20 protein-coding genes and 1 other RNA gene are annotated in these 18,811 nt (G+C 67.4%); 5 read left to right on the top strand and 16 right to left on the bottom strand.

Annotated features, from left to right (window positions below):
• Positions 1 to 63: 63 nt before the first annotated feature.
• On the bottom strand, positions 64 to 1,146 hold the full coding sequence (hrcA, locus tag MC375_RS12700; protein ID WP_242103754.1) for a heat-inducible transcriptional repressor HrcA: 1,083 nt from the start codon (positions 1,144 to 1,146) through the stop codon (positions 64 to 66).
• A 73-nt stretch (positions 1,147 to 1,219) separates the two neighbouring features.
• On the opposite strand from hrcA, the gene recN reads away from it, so the two are divergent.
• Positions 1,220 to 2,896 carry a DNA repair protein RecN gene (gene recN / locus MC375_RS12695; protein ID WP_242103753.1) on the top strand — a complete coding sequence of 559 codons (1,677 nt, stop codon included), beginning with the start codon at positions 1,220 to 1,222 and terminating at the stop codon, positions 2,894 to 2,896.
• 63 nt (positions 2,897 to 2,959) lie between these two features.
• Here recN and fur read toward each other — a convergent pair whose 3' ends face one another.
• A complete protein-coding gene (gene fur / locus MC375_RS12690) occupies positions 2,960 to 3,361 on the bottom strand; it encodes a ferric iron uptake transcriptional regulator (RefSeq protein ID WP_242103752.1) in 402 nt (133 codons plus the stop codon).
• Positions 3,362 to 3,477: 116 nt separating this feature from the next.
• Here fur and bamE point away from each other — a divergent pair, with 116 nt between their 5' ends.
• Positions 3,478 to 3,876, top strand: coding sequence for an outer membrane protein assembly factor BamE (bamE, locus tag MC375_RS12685; protein WP_242103782.1), 399 nt, complete (start codon positions 3,478 to 3,480; stop codon positions 3,874 to 3,876).
• 21 nt (positions 3,877 to 3,897) lie between these two features.
• Here bamE and MC375_RS12680 read toward each other — a convergent pair whose 3' ends face one another.
• Complete coding sequence (locus MC375_RS12680) at positions 3,898 to 4,173, bottom strand: RnfH family protein (RefSeq protein WP_242103751.1); 276 nt, start codon at positions 4,171 to 4,173, stop codon at positions 3,898 to 3,900.
• Positions 4,174 to 4,178: 5 nt separating this feature from the next.
• Positions 4,179 to 4,607, bottom strand: coding sequence for a type II toxin-antitoxin system RatA family toxin (locus MC375_RS12675; protein WP_242103750.1), 429 nt, complete (start codon positions 4,605 to 4,607; stop codon positions 4,179 to 4,181).
• 44 nt (positions 4,608 to 4,651) lie between these two features.
• On the opposite strand from MC375_RS12675, the gene smpB reads away from it, so the two are divergent.
• On the top strand, positions 4,652 to 5,152 hold the full coding sequence (gene smpB, locus MC375_RS12670; RefSeq protein WP_242103749.1) for an SsrA-binding protein SmpB: 501 nt from the start codon (positions 4,652 to 4,654) through the stop codon (positions 5,150 to 5,152).
• 106 nt (positions 5,153 to 5,258) lie between these two features.
• On the opposite strand, the gene MC375_RS12665 is transcribed toward smpB, so the two are convergent.
• Positions 5,259 to 7,460: a CHASE domain-containing protein gene (locus MC375_RS12665; protein WP_242103748.1), complete on the bottom strand. Its 2,202-nt coding sequence runs from the start codon at positions 7,458 to 7,460 to the stop codon at positions 5,259 to 5,261.
• 129 nt (positions 7,461 to 7,589) lie between these two features.
• Here MC375_RS12665 and ssrA point away from each other — a divergent pair.
• Positions 7,590 to 7,943: a transfer-messenger RNA gene (gene ssrA / locus MC375_RS12660) on the top strand.
• 79 nt (positions 7,944 to 8,022) lie between these two features.
• Here the strand turns inward: ssrA and MC375_RS12655 are convergent.
• The 5 genes from MC375_RS12655 to alr form a co-directional block, all read right to left on the bottom strand.
• The gene (locus MC375_RS12655) at positions 8,023 to 8,862 is read right to left on the bottom strand and encodes an aldose epimerase (protein ID WP_242103747.1); all 840 of its coding nucleotides are present in this window, start codon (positions 8,860 to 8,862) and stop codon (positions 8,023 to 8,025) included.
• A 280-nt stretch (positions 8,863 to 9,142) separates the two neighbouring features.
• A complete protein-coding gene (locus MC375_RS12650; protein WP_242103746.1) occupies positions 9,143 to 9,820 on the bottom strand; it encodes an OmpA family protein in 678 nt (225 codons plus the stop codon).
• 117 nt (positions 9,821 to 9,937) lie between these two features.
• Positions 9,938 to 11,413, bottom strand: coding sequence for a wax ester/triacylglycerol synthase family O-acyltransferase (locus MC375_RS12645; RefSeq protein WP_242103745.1), 1,476 nt, complete (start codon positions 11,411 to 11,413; stop codon positions 9,938 to 9,940).
• Between the two features lie 144 nt (positions 11,414 to 11,557).
• Positions 11,558 to 12,973 carry a deoxyribodipyrimidine photo-lyase gene (locus tag MC375_RS12640; protein WP_242103744.1) on the bottom strand — a complete coding sequence of 472 codons (1,416 nt, stop codon included), beginning with the start codon at positions 12,971 to 12,973 and terminating at the stop codon, positions 11,558 to 11,560.
• A gap of 47 nt (positions 12,974 to 13,020) precedes the next feature.
• On the bottom strand, positions 13,021 to 14,097 hold the full coding sequence (gene alr / locus MC375_RS12635; RefSeq protein ID WP_242103743.1) for an alanine racemase: 1,077 nt from the start codon (positions 14,095 to 14,097) through the stop codon (positions 13,021 to 13,023).
• 129 nt (positions 14,098 to 14,226) lie between these two features.
• Here alr and MC375_RS12630 point away from each other — a divergent pair, with 129 nt between their 5' ends.
• The gene (locus tag MC375_RS12630; RefSeq protein WP_242103742.1) at positions 14,227 to 15,072 is read left to right on the top strand and encodes a hypothetical protein; all 846 of its coding nucleotides are present in this window, start codon (positions 14,227 to 14,229) and stop codon (positions 15,070 to 15,072) included.
• Positions 15,073 to 15,096: 24 nt separating this feature from the next.
• Here the strand turns inward: MC375_RS12630 and MC375_RS12625 are convergent, their stop codons facing one another.
• The 6 genes from MC375_RS12625 to MC375_RS12600 form a co-directional block, all read right to left on the bottom strand.
• Positions 15,097 to 15,312 carry a KTSC domain-containing protein gene (locus MC375_RS12625; protein ID WP_242103741.1) on the bottom strand — a complete coding sequence of 72 codons (216 nt, stop codon included), beginning with the start codon at positions 15,310 to 15,312 and terminating at the stop codon, positions 15,097 to 15,099.
• 7 nt (positions 15,313 to 15,319) lie between these two features.
• On the bottom strand, positions 15,320 to 16,015 hold the full coding sequence (lolD, locus tag MC375_RS12620) for a lipoprotein-releasing ABC transporter ATP-binding protein LolD (protein ID WP_242103740.1): 696 nt from the start codon (positions 16,013 to 16,015) through the stop codon (positions 15,320 to 15,322).
• The gene (locus MC375_RS12615; protein WP_242103739.1) at positions 16,008 to 17,258 is read right to left on the bottom strand and encodes a lipoprotein-releasing ABC transporter permease subunit; all 1,251 of its coding nucleotides are present in this window, start codon (positions 17,256 to 17,258) and stop codon (positions 16,008 to 16,010) included. The genes lolD and MC375_RS12615 overlap by 8 nt, the downstream gene beginning before the upstream one ends.
• A 46-nt stretch (positions 17,259 to 17,304) precedes the next feature.
• Positions 17,305 to 17,673 (bottom strand): hypothetical protein, encoded by a 369-nt coding sequence (locus tag MC375_RS12610; protein ID WP_242103738.1) that lies wholly within the window; start codon positions 17,671 to 17,673, stop codon positions 17,305 to 17,307.
• 34 nt (positions 17,674 to 17,707) lie between these two features.
• Positions 17,708 to 17,959 carry a succinate dehydrogenase assembly factor 2 gene (locus MC375_RS12605; RefSeq protein ID WP_242103737.1) on the bottom strand — a complete coding sequence of 84 codons (252 nt, stop codon included), beginning with the start codon at positions 17,957 to 17,959 and terminating at the stop codon, positions 17,708 to 17,710.
• Positions 17,960 to 18,037: 78 nt separating this feature from the next.
• Positions 18,038 to 18,754 (bottom strand): hypothetical protein, encoded by a 717-nt coding sequence (locus tag MC375_RS12600; RefSeq protein WP_242103736.1) that lies wholly within the window; start codon positions 18,752 to 18,754, stop codon positions 18,038 to 18,040.
• Positions 18,755 to 18,811: the final 57 nt, after the last annotated feature.

The following is an 18,811-nucleotide window of genomic DNA, read 5'->3' as shown; positions in this document are numbered from 1 at the left end:
ATCGGTCGTATGGTTCATCGGTCGCGAGCTTCCAGGCGGTCGGTCGGCCGCCCAACCCCGTCCCTATGAGGGCTGCCCTTCCGGATTCAAGGCGCCACCCAGGACATCGGCGGCCGCCTGCACCAGCGGGATGACCCGCTCGTAGGCCATGCGCGTGGGGCCGATCACCCCCAGCACCCCGAGCACCTTGCCGCCCGATGCGTAGGGCGCGGTCACCAGCGACACGCCTTCCAGCGGTGCCAGCCCGGTTTCCTCGCCGATGAAGATCCGCACGCCCGGCGCGCGGATGGTGCGTTCGAGCAGCTGCAGGATCTCGCGCTTGCGGGCGAAGGCCTCGAACAGTTCGCGCAGGCGATCCAGGTCCGAGAGGTCCTGCACCCCGATCAGCCGGTTCTGCCCGGCCAGCAGGATGTCCTCCGCCCCCGTGCTGCCGGCTGCCAGCGCCTGCTCGGCCAGCTCCACGCTGCTTTCCAGCAGCCTGCCCATCTCGTCGCGGGCATTGCGCAGCTCATGCAGCAAGCTGGCGCGGATCTCGGTCAGCGGCCGACCGGCGAAGTGCTGGTTCAGGTAGTTGGAGACCTTTTCCAGCTCGCCTGCGTCGAACAACCTCCGTGTATGGATGATCCGGTTCTGCACGTCGTTGTCGGCGAACACCAGGATCGCAAGCACCCGCTGGCCATCCAGCGGCACGAAGTCGATGTGCCGGAACGCGAACTGTTCGCGCTTGGGTGCACTGACCACGCCCACGAAATGGGTCATGGCCGAGAGCAGCTCGGAGGCGTTTCCGAGCAACGACTGGGTGCTGGTGCCGCTGGCGATTTCGCTGCGCAGTCGCGCCAGTTCGGCCTCGCGCAGCGGCTTGACCTGCAACAGCGAGTCGACGAACACCCGGTAGCCCTGCACGGTGGGGACGCGCCCGGCCGACGTGTGCGGCGCGCTCAGCAGCCCGATGTCTTCCAGGTCGGCCAGGATGTTGCGGATCGTGGCCGGGCTGACGTCCAGGCCGGCGTGCCGCGCCAGGGTCTGCGACCCGACCGGCTCGCCATCGTGGATGTAGCGGCCGATCAGGGTGCGCAGCAGCTGTCGCGCCCGGGGATCGAGCCGGTCGGGGGCGGTGCCGCTGTCGTCGCGCCTGCTGCGAATCATGGATGGCATATATGCCGACCACGCTGCCGGCGCAAGCCGACGCCCACCTCGGCTCAGGCACAATTCCAACCGCATGCTGACCCAACTATCCATCCGCGACTTTGCCGTCGTCCGCGCTGCCGAGCTGGAGTTCGGGCCTGGCCTCACGGTGATTTCCGGCGAAACCGGCGCCGGCAAGTCGTTGCTGGTCGATGCGCTGGGCTTCCTGTCCGGCCAGCGTGCCGACAGCGGCATGGTCCGGCACGGGGCGGAGCGCGCCGAGTTGTCCGCGCAGTTCGACCTGATCGACGCGCCGTCGGCTCGCGATTGGCTGAACGAGCAGGACATGCTAGACGACGCCAGCAGCAGGGAGTGCCTGCTGCGTCGCACCCTGCGCGCCGATGGTGGTTCGCGCGCGTGGATCAACGGCCGCCCGGCGACCCTGGCGCAGCTGGCCGCACTGGCTGCATGCCTGGTCGAAATCCATGGGCAGCACGAACATCAGGCATTGCTGTCGAAGGCGGCGCAGCTCGCGCTGCTGGATGATTTCGGCGGCCACGGCGCGGCGCTCGCCGCAGTCCGCGACGCCGCAACGACCTGGAGCGCCCTGCTGCGCGAGCGCGAACACCTGTCCGGCCAAGGAGATGTGAGCGACCGCATCGCCCTGCTCGAACACCAGCTGGGCGAACTCGAACGCGAAACCCTTGAGCCCGATGCCATCGCCGAACTGGTGGCCGCGCATCGCCGCCAGGCGCATGCGGCGGCGTTGATCGCTGCCTGCGAATCCGCAGCCACTGGCCTGGGCGACGACGACGGCTCTGGAATCGGCAGCCTGCTGCAGCGGGTTCGCGGCGACCTGGCCCGGGTCAGCGAACACGAAGCCCGGCTGGGCGAGGTCGAAGCCATGCTCGAAGCCGCGTCGATCCAGCTCGACGAGGCCCTGCTCCTGCTCGAGCGGGTCCGCGACGACCTGGACCTGGACCCTGCCCGCTTCGACGAACTCGATCAGCGCCTGGGCCGCCTGCATGAGCTGGGACGCAAGCACCGCGTCGCGCCCGACGCGCTGGCCGGGATGCGCGACGCCGTCTGTGCAGAGCTCGAAGCCCTGTGCGGCGCGGGCGAGCGCCTGGTGGCGCTCGACGCGGAAATCGACGCCGCTGCGGCGCGCTGGCGCGATGCCGCGCAGGTCCTGACGGACGCCCGGAAACAGACCGCGGCCACCCTGGGACAGCGCACCACGGCCTTGATCGGCGAACTAGGCATGGGTGGCGGACGCTTCGAGATCGCGGTCGAACCCGCCAATCGCGATCGCCCCGACCCGCACGGCGCCGAGCGGGTGGAATTCCTGGTCTCCGCCAATGCCGGCCAGCCCCCGCGCCCGCTGCGCAAGGTCGCTTCTGGCGGCGAACTTTCACGGATCTCCCTCGCGATCGAGGTTGCCGCGCTCGGCCACGACCTGGTCCCGACCATGGTGTTCGACGAAGTCGATTCGGGCATCGGCGGTGCCGTCGCCGAGATCGTCGGCCAGAAGCTGCGCGCCCTGGGCGCGCAGCGGCAGGCGCTGTGCGTGACCCACCTGCCGCAGGTGGCCGCGCAAGGACATGCGCATTACCGGGTGAGCAAAGCCGAAGCCTCCGGCATGACCCAGAGCGCGGTCGTGGTGCTGGATGGCGGTGCCCGCGCCGAGGAACTGGCCAGGATGCTCGGTGGCGTGGAGGTCAGCCGCGAAGCGCGCGCTGCAGCCAGGCGCCTGCTGCAAAACGCACGTTGAGCGCGATGCAGGCGCGCTCCTGCCGATCGGCGCTCTTTCGCGAATGCAACCCCGCGCAGCGCCTCAGCGCTTCTTGCGCACGTACAGGACCAGCGAATGGTCCTCGATCTGGTAGCCGTGGCGCGTGGCGATCTCGGCCTGCAGGCGCTCGATCTCGTCGCTCTGGAATTCGATCACCTTGCCCGTGTCCATGTCGACCATATGGTCGTGGTGCTCGCCGCGGTCCAGCTCGTAGACCGCGTGTCCGCCCTCGAAATTGTGCTTGAGCACCAAGCCGGCCGCCTCGAACTGGGTCAGGACCCGGTATACCGTCGCCAGACCGATCTCCTCGCCGTTCTCCAGCAGGTGCCGGTAGATGTCCTCGGCGGTCATGTGCCGCGGCCGGGTCTGTTCCAGCAGGTCCAGGATCCGCATCCGCGGGTGCGTGACCTTCAGGCCGGCCTTGCGCAGTTCTTGCGATTCCATCGTGGCTCCGTTGCGGGGCAACGCCCGCTAAACAGCGGTCGCTGCAGGCCGCGAATGCAAGCCTGCAGTGTATCATCCGCGGGTTTCCGCACCGACCCCAACGCATGCGCAAGTTCCTGCCCCAGATCGCACTCGTCGCCCTCCTGGCGTCCGCCACCGCCGGCTGCGGCATCCTGTACAAGCAGCCGATCTACCAGGGCAATTTGCTGGAGAAGGCACAGGTCGACCAGTTGCAGGCCGGCATGAGCAAGCAGCAGGTCGACGCGCTGATCGGCTCGCCGTCGATCGCCGATCCGTTCCACCACGATCGCTGGGACTACACCGCCACCGAGCGCACCGACCGCCGCGGCACCACCCAGGTCAAGAACATGACCCTGTGGTTCGAAAACGACGCGCTGGCCAAGTGGGAAGGCGAGTACTTCCCCGAGCAGGACCAGGAACTGTCGACGTTAGTGATCCGCAAGTTCGGCCGCAATCTCGCCAAGGACGACAAGGACAAGCGTCGCGCACGCTAGTTCCGGCCGCGCTGCGTTCGTTCAAACCGTGTCGGTGCCCTGCCCTGACCGCGCCCCAGCGCGGCGCCGGCGTGCTTCCTTGGGATCGGCCTGCAGCGGGCCGAGCAGTTCCACCCGGTCGCCTTCGCGCAGTCGGTGCGTCGGCTCGACCCGTTCGCCGAATACGGCCAGGCCTGCGACCCCGCCACAGTCGATTCCGCTGAGGGCGATCGCTTCCGCGACGGTGGCTCCGTCGGCAAGTTCCATTTGCCGGCTGTCGTACCGGCGCGGCCATGCACGCACGACTTCGACCTTCATGCGACTCAGGCCTTGCGGTCGGCCACGCGGACGAAATCGTCGACCATGCGATCGGCAAGCGCCTGCATGCCCAGGCTCAACGCCGGCAGCAGCAGCAGGCTCTGCGGCTCGAAGTCGAGGGTCAGCGTGACTTTGCAGGCCGACTCGTCGAGCGCATGGAACTGCCAGCGCCCGTCGAGCCGCCTGAACGGGCCGTCGCGCAGCCGCATGTCGATGTGATGCGGCGGCGAAAGGGTGTTTTCGGTCGTGAACCAGGTATGGAAGCCTCCAAGACCCAGATCCAGGCGCGCGACGACCCGCTCCTCATCGGCATGCACGATCTCCGCCGCTTCGCACCAGTCGAACCGGCGCGGGTAGGCGGCAACGTCGTTGACCAGTGCGAACATGCGGGTTGCGGAGTGCTCGACCAGGGCGCTGCGCTGGATCTTCGGCATCGATCGATTGGCCCGGGTGAGTCGATTCGGTGACAATGGCCGCGATGGCCAAGCAATCGGGCAAGGATAAGGGAAAGAACGGCGCGGGCGGGACCATCGCGCTGAACAAGCGTGCGCGCCACGATTACCACCTCGAGGAGAGATTCGAAGCCGGCCTGGCCCTGCAGGGATGGGAACTCAAGGCGATTCGCGCTGGCCGCGCACATATCGGCGAGAGTTATGCAGTGGTCCGCGATGGCGAACTGTTCCTGTTCGGTTCGCAGATCACGCCCCTGATCTCCGCTTCCAGCCACGTCGTGGCCGACGACCGCCGCACGCGCAAGCTGCTGCTGCATCGGCGCGAGATCGACCAGCTGGTCGGCAAGGTGCAGCGCGACGGCTACACCGTGGTGCCGACATCGCTCTACTGGAAAGGCAACAAGGTCAAGGCGGAACTGGCGCTGGCCAAGGGCAAGCAGGCGCACGACAAGCGCGATGCGAGCAAGGAGCGGGATTGGGAACGGGAAAAGCAACGAGTCATGCGCCGGCATAACCGCGACGCCTGAGAACAACCCATCCCGGCGAGCGTGCGGCGACGCGCGCTGCGGCATTCCGGCGCACTGGAAGCATCAGCTACGCGGGCAGGGTCGCATCGCGGATTCGCGGCGCAGCCTATTCGGCAACCGGGGCCTGGGGCAGTCCGAACACGAACGTGGCACCCTTCCCCACTTCGCCTTCGGCACGGATGGCTCCGCCGTGCCGTTCGACGACCCGTTTGACCGATGCCAGGCCGATGCCGTGACCGGCGTATTCGGCTTGGGTATGCAGGCGCTGGAACGGCCGGAACAGCTTGGCGGCGTATTCCGTGGCGAACCCGGCGCCGTTGTCGCGGACGAAGAATTCTCCCTCGCCATTCCTGCCGACCTCGATCCGCGCATCCTTGCACGCGCGGGTGAACTTCCAGGCATTTCCCATCAGGTTGTCCATCAGGTTGCGCAACAGCGCGGGATCGCCGTGCGCGACCAGGCCCGGTGCGATGTCGAAGGCGACCTGGCGCGATGGCTCGCTGTTGCGCAGTTCCGCGGCGATATCGTGTGCCATCGCGGTCAGGTCGACTTGCGCATACTTCAGTTCACCACGGGACACGCGCGACATCTTCAGCAGCGCGTCGATCAGGTCGCTCATCCGCGCGCTCGCGCTGCGGATGCGTTTCAGGTAATCCTGGCCGCTGACGTCGATCGAATCCCGGTAACGCTCGCTCAGCAAGCGGCTGAATCCGTCGATTGAACGCAACGGCGCACGCAGGTCGTGGGACACGCTGTATGCGAACGCCTCCAGCTCCTGGTTGGCATGGCTGAGCTCGCGCGTACGCAGCGCAACGCGTGCTTCCAGGGTGCGGTTGAGCGCCTGTACCCGGGCTTCCGCGCGCATCCGCTCGGTCACGTCTTCGACCTGGACCAGGCTGGCGAAGTGCTCTCCCACCTCGCCCGGCACCATCGCAAAGGTCAGGCTGGCATGGCGCACGTCGCCGTCGCTGCGGCGCAGGCGGCGGGTCACGCGATAGGCGCCTTCGGACAGCGCCTCGCGTTCGACCGTGCGCATGGTGTCGTATTCGCCGTCGACGAAGTGCTGGCCCAGCGTGGTGCCGACCAGCGCCTGCTCGTTGATGCCCAGGATCTGGCCCATGGCCGGGTTGGCCTCGACGATCCGGCCATCGCGGTCGAGCAGCGCCTTGCCGATGGCGGAGTAGCGCATCGCACTCCGGAAGCGTTGCTCGCTGCGTCGATACGAAGCGCTCATCTGTGCCGCGAGGGCTTCTGCGCGCGACTGGGTCCGCGCCAGGTTGAGGGCGATCCCGAACAACAGCAACGAGCCAAGCAAGCCTCCGAGCAGGGTCGTCCGCAATCCCGGGATCGTATTGCGGACTTCAGCCATTGGCTCCGACTCGAAGTCGACGCGCCAGTGGCGTCCCATGATGTCCAACCGCAAGCTCTGCACGAACGCCGGGCGCATCGAGTCGTCGAGCTCGCCCGCTCGTTCCCCCAGGAAGTCCTGGTCCGCGTAGACGAGGCGCCCCTCACCGTCGGTCGCATCCACGATCCGCAGCTGGCTGGCCCGCTCGAATGCCTGCAGCGCGGCCCGTACGAAGCCCGCCGCGTCGACTTCGATGAACACCCAGCCACGCAGATCCTGGAGATGCGGTCCGTCCCGTCCCGGGGCGTAGACCGGGGCAAACACGACGAACTCGCGTGCCGGATCGTCTTCCGCCGCCAGGATCGGGGGGACCGGAGCGCTGATGCGCAGTTCACCCGTGGTCGCCGCCTGTTCCATGGCGTGCCGGCGACCCGGGTGCGCCGCGAGGTCGATGCCTGAAATGCCCTTGTTGGCGCCCTGCTCGGGCGCGGCGTACAGGACCAGCGCGTGGCGTCCCTGGGCATCGGTGAAGTCCGGGGTCGATGCGCCCCACACCACACCGGGCAGCGCCTGGCGCAGGGCGTCGAGCTGCTGCGCGTTGACGTCGAGGGCGAACCCCAGCGCCTGCACAGAGGGGAACCGCCTGACCATGTCCAGGCCGGCGACATAACGCTGCCACTGCTCGCGACTGGGCAGCGGCAGCGATGTCTGCAGCGATGCGCCGCCGCGTACCAGCAGCTCGAAGTTGATGATCCGCTGCTGCAGCAGGCGCAGCACCTGGCGGTTGGTGCTCTGGAAATCGGCCTCGGCAGTGCGCAGGCCGCGTTCCTGCATGTTGTGCCAGTAGACCAGCACGAGCAGCAGCGATGCCACGAGCACCACCGTGGCCAGCGCATGGCTGATCCAGCCGTGCCGCGCCGCCGGCGGCGCCTGTTCGGGCGGTTCCAGATTGCTGGGCATTTGCGCAGGATAGCGGCTCGCGGGTGCACCGCCTCCGAGGCTGAACCGTCGGCGATTCCAGCCGTCGGTTCCCTTGTGCCGGCGCCGCCCGCCCCTATACTCGTCGGGTCAGCGCTTTTGTTGTTCCCCGGGGGTGCACCTGGCTTCGACGGGGGTTGCGAAATCGCCTGGCGCATGCCGAGGGGGCAGCTTTCCTCGTAAATCCAGCGGCAAACTTCTAGTTGCCAACGACGACAACTACGCTCTGGCCGCTTAAGGCCTAGCCCCGAAACTGCTTGTGTCCGTGTTCGCAGCGTAGGGTCATTATCACGGAATCGCCGGAGGCGGCTGCCTGTCAGCCTCCGGTCAACTCAAAACAGGCTGGTTCCCGGATGCGCTTCGCGCGCCGTGCTGTCCGGGGGCGAGACCTAACGGAGCGCTAAGCATGTAGTGCCGGGGATGGAGTGCCTTCGGACGGGGGTTCGATTCCCCCCACCTCCACCATCCAATGACGTCCATGGGCGTCCAGTCAAAGGCCGAAGATTCCGCTAAAACGGGTCTTCGGCCTTTCTGTTTCCGGGAATCACAACCACTCCATCAGGAACCAGGCCGCGATCGTGGCGCCAGGCGGCAACCACGCCGGTTCGATGTTGAATCCATCCGGTGGACCGCTCTGTGGCTCGAAGCAGGTGGCATGCGCCACTTCGTCATACACCACCCAGTGACTGCAGCTGGACGTGAGTCGCAGGCTCTGCCCGCTGCGGTGGATCAGCACCGGACGGCGGTTGATGAAGCAGTCGTCCCATGGACCAGGGTCGGGCTGTGCCAGGGGACGCGTGGCGATGCCTTCTGCGTCGCGCGGATACATGTGCGTCGGCGAGAACTCGACCCGGTCGGGCTTGCGGAACCACGGATGCCAGCCGATCACGACGGGCATCGCAAGCGCGCCGGCGCTGACCGACAGCGACATCCTCAGCTGGCGATCGCCTGCCTCGATGCGCTGAAAGCAGGTGCCGCCGAACGGCCAGCGCTCGTCCACGGGCAATGCCAGCGAGAGCTCGGCATGGCTGGGCGAATGCGCTTCGACCCGCCATGGCAGTCCGAACGCGACCCCATGGATCGCATGACCATCGAGGTTGAGAGGAAGCTGGTAGTTGCGGTCGCGGAAAGCGAATCTTCCATGACGGATGCGACCCGCCCAGGGCGCCATGGGATAGCACCCCCAGGCGATCATCGCGCTCTGGCCTGCGCTACCGTCCACCAGCCAGTCGGTCCCTTCCCAAGTGATCTGCGCAAGGCGTCCACCCGCCTGCGCTGCGATGTCGACGGCAAGCGGCCCTTGGCCAATCGTCGTCAACGGCCCCGGTGGGAACGGGATCATTGCGCCGGAAGGAGGCGCTTCGGACTGGTGATCAAGCTCCATGAAGTCAGGATTCCGCATGTTTTGTGCAGCGATCGGTGAACTTGCTCGATGGCAGATCGGCCCGTTCGAGCTTCCGCTTACCGCAACCCGGATCGGGCTTCGGCGCGGCAGCAGACTCTAGCAGCGAACGCTGCAATGGGTCCGCTGCAATACACATCGCCGCCATGGCGCCGCTGAAACATGCCGTCGACGGCCTCGTTCCGCGCCCATTCGGAGGCGGTACCCAAACGAAGAACGGGCCGCAAGCGGCCCGTTCTGTTTTTGCGTGTAACGAGTCGGGTCAGCCCTGCATCGGCACCAGGGTGATCTCGACCCGGCGGTTCTGCGCGCGGCCGGATTCGGTGTCGTTGCTGGCCACTGGACGGGTTTCACCGGCACCGCTCACGACCATGCGGCTGCTGGCGACGCCGCGGCTGCCCAGATAGCCGGCGACCGCATTGGCGCGATTCTGCGACAGGGTCATGTTGTAGGCGTCGGTGCCCTTGCTGTCGGTATGTCCAGTGACCTCGATCCGGGTCTGGTTGTACTCGTTCAACGTATTGGCGAGGTTATCCAGCACCGGGCGGAACTCGGGCTTCAGATCGGCCCGGTCGAAGTCGAACGTGATGCCACTGGGCATGTTGAGGGTGATGTTGTCGCCCTGGCGTCCAACCTCGACGCCGGTACCCTCCATCTGCCGGCGCAACGCGGCTTCCTGGCGATCCTGGTATGCGCCCACGCCGGCACCGATCGCGGCGCCCGCTGCGGCACCGACGGTGGCGCGCTGGCGGCGTTCGGTGGCATCGCCGCCGCTCGCGGCACCGAGCACCGCGCCCGCAACCGCGCCGATCGCGGCGCCACGTCCGGTGCGGTTCGGATCATTCGGATCGCTGGTCTGGCCGGTGTAGGTCGCGCAGCTGGTGAGCAGCAGCGCGCCGGCGATGGCGGCGGTCAGGCCGGTGTATGCGAACTTGTTCATGGGGAGCTCCTCGTCGTTCGGGGGCGGCCCGGTTACGGGCCGGTTGCAAGCGGCGACAAGCTAAACACGGGTCCATGAGCGAAGAGTGACGGGGCGCCGCCTATCGCAAGGCCGCGTTCAGGCACCGTCCATGACCGCTTCCGCGTCGACCGAATCGAACGGGCGTTCCCAGTCCGACATCAGCGCCAGATACAGCAGCTTGTCGAATTCCGGTCCGAAACGACGGATGACCGCATCCGGATCGGGAATGAGCTTTGCGTCGGCGATCAGGCCGAAGTGGACGCAGTTGTCGTAGCTCAGGATCGAGATCCCCAGGCCGATCGAACCGGTCTGCGGCACCCAGAACATCAGCTCCCGGATCGGAATCCCGGCGAGATATAGCGGCTGCTGCGGCCCGGGCACATTGGTCGCCACGGCCGTGGCCTTGCGGCTGAAAAGCTCCAGGGCGACTTCCTGCAACGCTTGAGGTGCCATCCCCAAGGCGGCGAGGAGTCCAAATGCAACAATGGCTTGGCGCGAATTCTTCAATTGATTCATGCACTCGGCGACGCGCTCCAGCCGGCGCACGGGATTGGCCTCGCCTACCGGCAGGTCCAGGAACACCAGACCGAAGTGGTTGCCCAGCTTGCGGGCGTGCTCCAGCGGACGCAGGTTGACCGGCACGGTCGCGCGCAGGGTCATGCCGGCGACGTCGTCGCCACGTTCGAGCATGTAATCGCGCAGCGCACCTGCGGCGGCGGCCATCAGCACGTCGTTGACCGTGCAGCCGCAGGCACGGCCGACCGCCTTCACCTCGTCCAGGTCCAGCGGCGGCGCCCAGGCGACGCGCTTGCTGACGCCCAGCCGGCCGCGCAGCATCGACGGCGGATCGTCCGGCAGAGCCAGCGCCACCAGCAGTTCCCGCGCGATCTCGCCGCCCTCTTTCGCCAGCATCGCCGCAAGGCTCGGGTCCTGCACCATCTCCATGCCCTTGCCGAGCATCTTGCCGCCGAGCCTGGTATAGCGCTCGATCGCGCCGACCCGCCGCGCGACCCCGGCACCGTCATCCTTGAGCCAGGTTTTGGCCAGCGGCCTGGCCTTGTGCGCATCGGCGGAGGTATCGGTCAGCGACAGCAGCACCTGGATCAGGGCGATGCCGTCGGCATAACAATGATGGATGCGCACCACCAGCGCCGATCCGCCCTGGTAGTGCTCGACCAGATGGAACTGCCAGAGCGGCCGACTCTTGTCGAGCGGACTGGAGGCGAGCTGGCTGACGAATTTCTCCAGCGCCCGCTTCTCCGATCCGGCCGTGTTGCCGCGCGCCGGCAGTGCCGAAAGCCGCACATGCCAGTCCAGGTCGAAATGCTCGTCGTCCTGCCAGGACGCGCCTGCGGGCGCATCGACCGGTTTGCAGCGGAAGCGCGGATAGGCGTCGACGAAGCGGCGCTGGATGACCTTCCGCAGGCGCGCAACCGGCATGCGCTCGGCGAGCATCAGCACGCCGGTGATCATCATCGGATTGGTCGGCCGCTCCATGCGCAGCCAGGCGGTGTCGACCCGCGACATCGGTTCGCGCCTGCTCCTGCGCGGTGCGGTTCCTGCCGTGGCCATGCCGGTCTCCTCGAGGCTGGCGCGAGTGAATCACGCGGGCGCGAAGAGCGTCAACGCGAGCGCACCCATTGAGCCGGGCAGACCACAGGGTTCTCGTCGCCCACCTTCGGGATCACGGACGTGCCCGTGCAACTGCCACCGCGCCTATCGCGAAGCCTGATACGCCGCCAAAGCCTCAGCGCGACCCTGCTCCAGATCGACGATCGGCCTGGCCGGATAGCGCGGCGCGAGCGTTGCGGCGAGTGCAGCATGGGTCCACGGCGCGAACCGCGCTTGCGGCGGAAGTCTCGCCAGTTCGGGCACCCAGCGCGCGATGTAGTCGCCGTGCGGATCGAATTTGCGGGCCTGGGCAACCGGATTGAAGACCCGGAAGTATGGAGAGGTATCCGCGCCCGTGCCCGCGATCCACTGCCAGCCGAGGGTGTTGTTGGCCAGGTCCGCGTCCAGCAGCGTGTCCCAGAACCAGCGCGCACCCTCCAGCCAGTGCTGGCGCATGTGCTTGCACAGCCAGCTGCCCACGAGCATGCGCACGCGGTTGTGCATCCATCCGGTCTGCCACAGCTCGCGCATGCCGGCGTCGACAATCGGAACGCCGGTCAGGCCGCGCTTCCATGCCGTGAATTGGCGCGGCTCGCGCCGCGCCCATCCGAACCGGTCGAAACGCGGATTGAGATTGGCGTCGGCGGTGTGCGGAAAGTGATGCAGGAGATGATGCGCGAACTCGCGCCATCCGAGCTGGCGGACGTAAGCGTCGATTCCTGCACCGGTTCCGACCCGCCGCTCGCCCTCGATCGCCGAGACGATCCGCCACGGAGCGATCTCGCCGAAGTGCAGATGCGGCGACAGCCGTGAGGTCCCGGTCCGATCCGGGCGCTCGCGCTCACTGCGGTAATCGCGCAGCGCACCGTCGATGAACACCTCCAGAGCCTCGCGCGCGCCCTCCTCGCCGGGCGACCAGGACTCCCAGAAACCGCTGTCCCAGCCGCCGGCTGGCGCCAGCTTCAGGACTTCGAGCCCGATCCCGTCGGGGCCATCCTCGGTGTCTGGAATCTGGGTGGGCACATCGGTGCATGGAGCGAGCTGCCACTGCGCTATCGCCGTGCGCCAGAACGGCGTGAAGACCTTGTAGGGCCCGCCGGCTTTGGTTTGCAGTTCCCAGGGTTCGAACAACAGACTGCCGTTGAAGCTCTGCGCATGCAGGCCCTGGCGGCGCAATGCTGCCTTGATCGCGGTGTCGCGCTGTTCGACCGCCGGCTCGTAGCGCCGGTTCCAGTACACCGCTTCCGCATCGCAGGCGAGCGCGAGCGTCTGCAGGGTCTGCAGACTGGGACCGGCGAACAGGCGCAGCCGGCTGCCCCTGTCACGCAAACGCGCATCGAGCGCCGCCACCGAACGATGTCGCCACGCATTCGACGCAGCGCCCGGGGCCCATGCGCCTTCCTCGTCGGGCGCATGGATGTAGACGCAGACCGGCGTCTGTCCTGCCTCCAGCGCAGCCTGCAGCGCAGGGTTGTCGGCAAGGCGCAGGTCGTTGCGGAACCAGACCAGGGCGTTGGGCATGGCGCAGTATCCGGCGCCGGCGTGGATGCGGCGTCAGCAGCCGCGGGTCAGGCTTCGACGAAACGCACCCTTCGCGTGATCGAACACACCGGCTCGTAGCCGATCGTGCCGGCATCGTCGGCGATCACTTCCACGGGCAGGCCTTCGCCCCACAGCACCACCGGATCGCCCGCCTTCGCGTGCGGCTGTTTGCGCAGGTCGATGGTCATCAGGTCCATCGACACGCGGCCGATGACCGGTGCCATCTGGCCATTGACCAGCACCGGCGTGCCGGCCGGTACCCGGCGCGGGTAGCCGTCGCCATAGCCGATGGCGGCGACGCCGACCGGCATGTCTTCCGGCGTTTCCCAGGTGGCCGCATAGCCGATCCGTTCGCCGCGGGGAATGCGGTTCACCGCAAGCAGGCGCGTCGACAGGGTCATCGCAGGTTGGAGGCCGAAATCCGCACCCGACTTGCCGGCAACGACCGAAATTCCGTACAACGCGCCGCCCGGGCGCACCCAGTCGCCGTGCGCCTGCGGCCAACCGAGCACCGCGGCGGAGTTGGCCAGCGAGCGTGGTCCCGGCAAACCGGCGGTGGCCTGCTCGAACACGCGCAACTGCTCGCGGGTCTGGGCCTTCTCGAATTCGTCCGAACTGGCGAAATGGGTCATCAGCACGATCTCGCCTCCGCCGAGTGCGGCCAGGCGGGCATGCGCCTGACCCACGTCGCCGGGCGCGAAGCCCAGGCGGTGCATTCCGCTGTCGACTTTCAGCCAGCAGCGGATCGACGACGCGATCGCGGGGCCGGACTGTTCCAGCATGGCGATCTGCTCGTAGTGGTGGACCACGGTTTGCACGTTGAGGCGCTGCAGCTGCACCAGGTCCTCGGGGGCGTCGAACCCCGACAGCAATACGATCGGCTGGCTGAGCCCCTGCGCACGGATGCGCTCGGCGTCCGACAGCGCCGCGACCCCGAAGGCATCGGCGCTCGCCAGCGCGCGCGTCACGCATTCCAGGCCATGGCCATAGCCGTCGGCCTTGACCACGGCCATGACCTGGCTGGCCGGTGCACGGCGGCGGATTTCCGCCAGGTTGTGGCGTAGTGCACCGGTATGGATAGTGGCGGATGTCGGTCGGGCCATGCATGGATTCTAGCCGGTGCCTTGCGCCCGCCGACGGCGGCTGGCCCGTGCGATGGCCGTTGCACGTTGGTTCGGATCATGCCCGCCACGAGCAGCCGCAACGGCCGCAGGCGCGCGACCGGAGGGGACATGACAAGCAATGTGCGGATCGAACCGGCGGCGACCCGGATCCTCGTGTTCGAAGAGGTGTACCAGGCACGGGCCGCGCAGGAACAGGCCGAGAAGAGCAAGCTCGACGCCTTCGGCACGCTTGCGCGCCTGAACCCGCTCAATCGCCCGAAGCACGACACCGTGCTGCTGTCGAAATGGGAGCTGCGGCATGAGCCGTTCTGGCATGTGGTCGCCCGCCGGGAAGTGGACTTCAACCACGAGGCCAACTATTCGCTCCCGATCACCAATCCGCACGCCCAACGGATCGAGGTGGCCGGACGCAGCTTCGAAGTGCTGTCTGCCGGCAACAAACCCCGCGTCGACCTGCCGTGCTCGGAAGTCTGTCACCGCAAGGTGGAAGCGATCGTCTACCAGGATGCCCTGAAGCGACCGGTCAAGTCGGCGGCATTGCAGAACTACGTCGAGAAGTACAAGGCCACCGAGCAGGAGCAACTCCAGCTGAGCGGAGCAATCGAACCCACCCTGTCGTCGGCTGCCGCATTGCAGATGGCCCTCTCGCGTCTTGCCGGCGAAGCCATCGACGCCAGCGCGATCCACGAGGACCGCTACGAGGTCGACAAGCTGCACCTCTACTACCGCCCCGTGTATGCCTTTGAGTACGTCTGGAATCCGGCCGGCAAGGTGGGCGTGATCGAGATCGACGGGCTGACCGGCAATGTCGTCGCCAGTGGCGAATGGTTCCGCGACAAGATCGACCGGGTCATGACCCGCGACATGCTGTTCGAAATGGGTGCCGAGGTCGCCTCTGCAGCCATTCCCGCGGGAGGTGTCGCGGTGAAGGTATTGCAGAGGCTGACCCAGTAGCGGCCAGACCGGCGGCAGGTCCCTTCAGCCGACGCGCTCGAACTCGAAACCCGCGTCGCGGATGTGGGCGGCGAAGAAGGCACCGTGAGAAACAGCGGTCATCAGCCCGACATGCAGCTCTGGCGGCACGTCGAAATAGCGATACACATCGCCGCTGCCGAATTCGAGCTCCAGGATGTTGCGATCCGGATCGTAGCCCACGCCGCGCAGCACTTCGGACGCGACCGGCTCCCGCTGCACGGGGACCTCAGACCTCTGCGGGGGCAAGCTCGCGCAACCTGCCCTCGTGCAGTTCGACCACCCGATCCAGTCGCCGCGCCAGGCGTCTGTCGTGCGTCACCAGCACCAGGCTGGTCTTTTCGGCGCGGTTGAGCCCGAGCATGAGTTCGAAGACGTTGGCGGCGGTCTTCTCGTCGAGATTGCCCGTGGGTTCGTCGCCGAGCACGCAAGCCGGCTTGTTGACCAGCGCACGCGCCACCGCGGCGCGCTGGCGCTCGCCTCCGGACAGCTCGCCTGGCTTGTGCTCGAGCCGATGGCCGAGGCCGACCGATTCGAGCAGAGCCTTGGCGCGCGCGCGCGCATCGGCCACTGCGGTCCCGTTGAGCAGCACCGGCAACATCACGTTTTCCAGCGCCGTGAATTCGGGCAGCAGGTGGTGGAACTGGTACACGAAGCCCAGCGCGCGATTACGCAGCTGGCCGCGCGCCGCGTCGGACAGCGCGCTCATCTTCTGCCCGGCCACGAACACCTCGCCCGCCGTCGGCGTATCCAGCCCGCCCAGCAGGTGCAGCAGGGTGCTCTTGCCGGCCCCCGAAGCGCCCAGGATCGCGACCGTCTCGCCGGCCTGCACCGCGATGTCCAGGCCATCGAACACCGGAGTATGCAGCGTGCCTTCGCGATAGGTCTTGCCGAGGCCCTCGGCATGGATGACGGGTTCACTCATAGCGCAGCGCCTCGGCCGGGGCGGTACGGGCAGCGCGCCAGGCCGGATAAATGGTGGCCAGGAAGGCCATCAGCAGGGCGATGAGCGCGATGATGGTCACGTCGTCGGCCTTGAGTTCGGTGGGCAGCCCGGTCACGTAGTACACGTCCCCCGGCAACAGCTGCACGCCGAACACGCGCTCGATCGCCTTGAGGATGTGTTCCAGGTTGAGGGTCAGCAGGATGCCGCCGACCACGCCCATCACCGTGCCGATCACGCCGATCAGGCTGCCCTGGACCATGAAGACCTGCATGACTCCGCGCGGTGTGAGCCCGAGCGTGCGCAGGATCGCGATGTCGGCCTGCTTGTCGGTGACCAGCATGACCTGCGAGGACACCAGGTTGAACGCGCCCATCGCGATGATCAGCGACAGCAGGATCGCCATCATCGTCTTCTCCAGCTTGAGCGCGCGGAACATGTTCGCGTTCTCATGGCTCCAGTCGCTGACCCGGTAAGCAGCGCCACGGCGCGCCAGGCGACCCGCCAGGTCGTATGCCACGTCCCAGGCCAGGTTCATGTCGTGCAGCCGCAGGCGCACCCCGGTGGCCGCATCGCCCATGCGCAGCAGGCGCTGGGCATCGCGGAAATTGATGATGGCCAGGTTGCGGTCGTATTCCTGGTAGCCGGCCTCGAAGATGCCGCTCACCGTGAAACGCTTCAGCGGGGGGATGGCGCCGACAGGGGTCGCGCGTGCGTCGGCAAGGGTCAGCACCACCTTGTCGCCCACGCCCACGCCTGCCCACAGCGCCAGTTCCTTGCCGAGCACGATGTTGAAGCTGCCCGGCGCCAGGTCGGAGAGCTTGCCCTGCACCATGCGGTCGGCGATCACCGAGACCTTGCGCTCCTCGTCCGGGATCACCGCCCGCACCAGTGCGCCCTCGGTGCGTGGGCCGGCGAGCATGGCCGGGATCTCGATATAGGGCGCTGCGCCGGCCACGCGCTTGTCCTCGCGCGCTTCGTCCACCGCCAGCTGCCAGTCGTCCATCGCCCCGTCCGAACTGACGGTGGCATGCGCCGCCATCTGCAACATGCGGTCGCGGATCTCGCGCTGGAACCCGCTCATCACCGCCAGCGTCGTGATCAGCGCGGCGACGCCGATGGCGATGCCGAGGATCGAGGCCAGCGAAATGAAGGAAATGAAGCCGTTGCGGCGCTTGGCGCGCAGGTAGCGCAGGCCGATGGCGACAGGAATGGGTTTGAACATCAGGCCTCGGGCGCCAGTGCGGGAGAGGCCCACACGGATCAATCCATTATGGTGCCATCGAAGGTCCCGTTCGCGAAGCCGCGGGAGGCCCGGCGGCCAGTCGCAGTTCACGTCGCGCCTTCCGGTCCAGCGCGTCCGGCCAGAACGCCAGGCAGCGTCTGCGCCGCGCGCCGTCGCGCCAGTGCAGGAAGGCGATCGGGCCACGCCACTGCAGCGAAGCCTCCCCGGTCGCGACGCCATCGATCGTCGCTGTACCCAACCGGCCGTTCCAGACCACGGGCACCCTTCCGAGCCGCAGATGCCGATCGGACAGCAGTGCCGCGTACACCATGGCGGCGGCCGCGATCAGCCATGCCGCGGTTCGTGGCATCTCCGAGGCCAGCACCGAGCATGCGCCCAGCACGCCCAGGCTCATCTGGGCGACGACGAACGCCCTTGAGGGCCGCCATTCAAGCCGGCAGGTTTCGGATCCGTGTGACAAGCGTTGCGAGTTCGGCATCCTCGGGGACCTCATAGCCCATGAACCAGCGCCAGAGTCTGTCGTCTTCGCAGTCCAGGAGCCTTAGGAAAACCCCGCGCTGCGCCTCGGAATCCGCCGCCCAGACCTGGTCCAGATAGCGAGACATCAGCTGGTCGAGCTCGCCCATCCCACGGCGGCACCGCCAGCGCAGGCGTCCGAGTTCGACGTTGTCGTTCGCCATATGGCACCTGCCTCAAGAGAGGAAAATGATACGTACCCGTGCGGCCAGGCGCGGAAATCCCGCCGTTCAAGCCAATGGTTATGCGCCGCGCGCTGCATCGAAGGGGTCGGGATCGCCCGCAAACAGCCGGCGCGACACCCGTCGTTCATCGGCGACGATGCCATCGATGAACCCGACCGGATCGTCCAGGGCGGCAAAGGCTTCGAAACCCCGCTCCAGGAAGCCCTGCAATTCCGACAGTCCGGCCGCGCGCGCCGGGCCCCGGGCCAGACGCAGCAAGGTCGCCACGCCGTGGGTCCGCAGCGCCGACCCCAGACCGCGACCGACCTGGCCGATCAACGCGATCTGTCGATCGCGGCGCGCCTTTCCGCCTACCTCCCGATAGGCCTGCGCATACAGCGCGGCATCCAGCACCCGGCGCCGGGGCGCGAGGCGTTCAAGCACTGCGGCCATGTCCAGGTCCAGCGCATGGGTCAGCGCGCCGAGCTCGATGCCGGCCGCGATGGTCTCCAGCAGCGGGGCCGGCAACAGGCGCTGCATCATCGGCATGACCCGGGCGATGTCGGCATCGCGCTGGGTGAAGTCGCGGTCCCCATAGATGTCGGTCAGGAAGAATTCGGCGGCCGGCCGCTGGCCGGGGTCTTCGAGAAAACCGGCGAAACTGGCGCGCAGGCGCTCCGCCTGCCAACGCCGCAGCACGGGCAGCCAGTCCAAACCGTTGCGCGGCTCGCGCACGGGATCGTTGAGTTGCCGATGCCGCTCGATGAGTTCCACGATGCGTGTGGCGAGGGGCATTTCGGGCATCGGAACATGATACGGGTCCGGCATTCGCTACACTCGCCCGACTTCCGC

The sequence above is a fragment of the Lysobacter sp. M2-1 genome (assembly GCF_022662495.1).
In the GTDB taxonomy this organism is placed as follows: Bacteria; Pseudomonadota; Gammaproteobacteria; order Xanthomonadales; family Xanthomonadaceae; genus JAKPBU01.
This window is presented reverse-complemented; position numbering and strand designations above follow the sequence as displayed.

Coding starts and splice junctions, on each gene's coding strand:
- hrcA (WP_242103754.1), bottom strand. CDS start 1,146: ATGATTCGCAGCAGGCGCGACGACAGCGGCACCGCCCCCGACCGGCTC.
- recN (WP_242103753.1), top strand. CDS start 1,220: ATGCTGACCCAACTATCCATCCGCGACTTTGCCGTCGTCCGCGCTGCC.
- fur (WP_242103752.1), bottom strand. CDS start 3,361: ATGGAATCGCAAGAACTGCGCAAGGCCGGCCTGAAGGTCACGCACCCG.
- MC375_RS12680 (WP_242103751.1), bottom strand. CDS start 4,173: ATGAAGGTCGAAGTCGTGCGTGCATGGCCGCGCCGGTACGACAGCCGG.
- MC375_RS12675 (WP_242103750.1), bottom strand. CDS start 4,607: ATGCCGAAGATCCAGCGCAGCGCCCTGGTCGAGCACTCCGCAACCCGC.
- smpB (WP_242103749.1), top strand. CDS start 4,652: ATGGCCAAGCAATCGGGCAAGGATAAGGGAAAGAACGGCGCGGGCGGG.
- MC375_RS12665 (WP_242103748.1), bottom strand. CDS start 7,460: ATGCCCAGCAATCTGGAACCGCCCGAACAGGCGCCGCCGGCGGCGCGG.
- MC375_RS12655 (WP_242103747.1), bottom strand. CDS start 8,862: ATGGAGCTTGATCACCAGTCCGAAGCGCCTCCTTCCGGCGCAATGATC.
- MC375_RS12650 (WP_242103746.1), bottom strand. CDS start 9,820: ATGAACAAGTTCGCATACACCGGCCTGACCGCCGCCATCGCCGGCGCG.
- MC375_RS12645 (WP_242103745.1), bottom strand. CDS start 11,413: ATGGCCACGGCAGGAACCGCACCGCGCAGGAGCAGGCGCGAACCGATG.
- MC375_RS12640 (WP_242103744.1), bottom strand. CDS start 12,973: ATGCCCAACGCCCTGGTCTGGTTCCGCAACGACCTGCGCCTTGCCGAC.
- alr (WP_242103743.1), bottom strand. CDS start 14,097: ATGGCCCGACCGACATCCGCCACTATCCATACCGGTGCACTACGCCAC.
- MC375_RS12630 (WP_242103742.1), top strand. CDS start 14,227: ATGACAAGCAATGTGCGGATCGAACCGGCGGCGACCCGGATCCTCGTG.
- lolD (WP_242103740.1), bottom strand. CDS start 16,015: ATGAGTGAACCCGTCATCCATGCCGAGGGCCTCGGCAAGACCTATCGC.
- MC375_RS12615 (WP_242103739.1), bottom strand. CDS start 17,258: ATGTTCAAACCCATTCCTGTCGCCATCGGCCTGCGCTACCTGCGCGCC.
- MC375_RS12610 (WP_242103738.1), bottom strand. CDS start 17,673: ATGAGCCTGGGCGTGCTGGGCGCATGCTCGGTGCTGGCCTCGGAGATG.
- MC375_RS12605 (WP_242103737.1), bottom strand. CDS start 17,959: ATGGCGAACGACAACGTCGAACTCGGACGCCTGCGCTGGCGGTGCCGC.
- MC375_RS12600 (WP_242103736.1), bottom strand. CDS start 18,754: ATGCCCCTCGCCACACGCATCGTGGAACTCATCGAGCGGCATCGGCAA.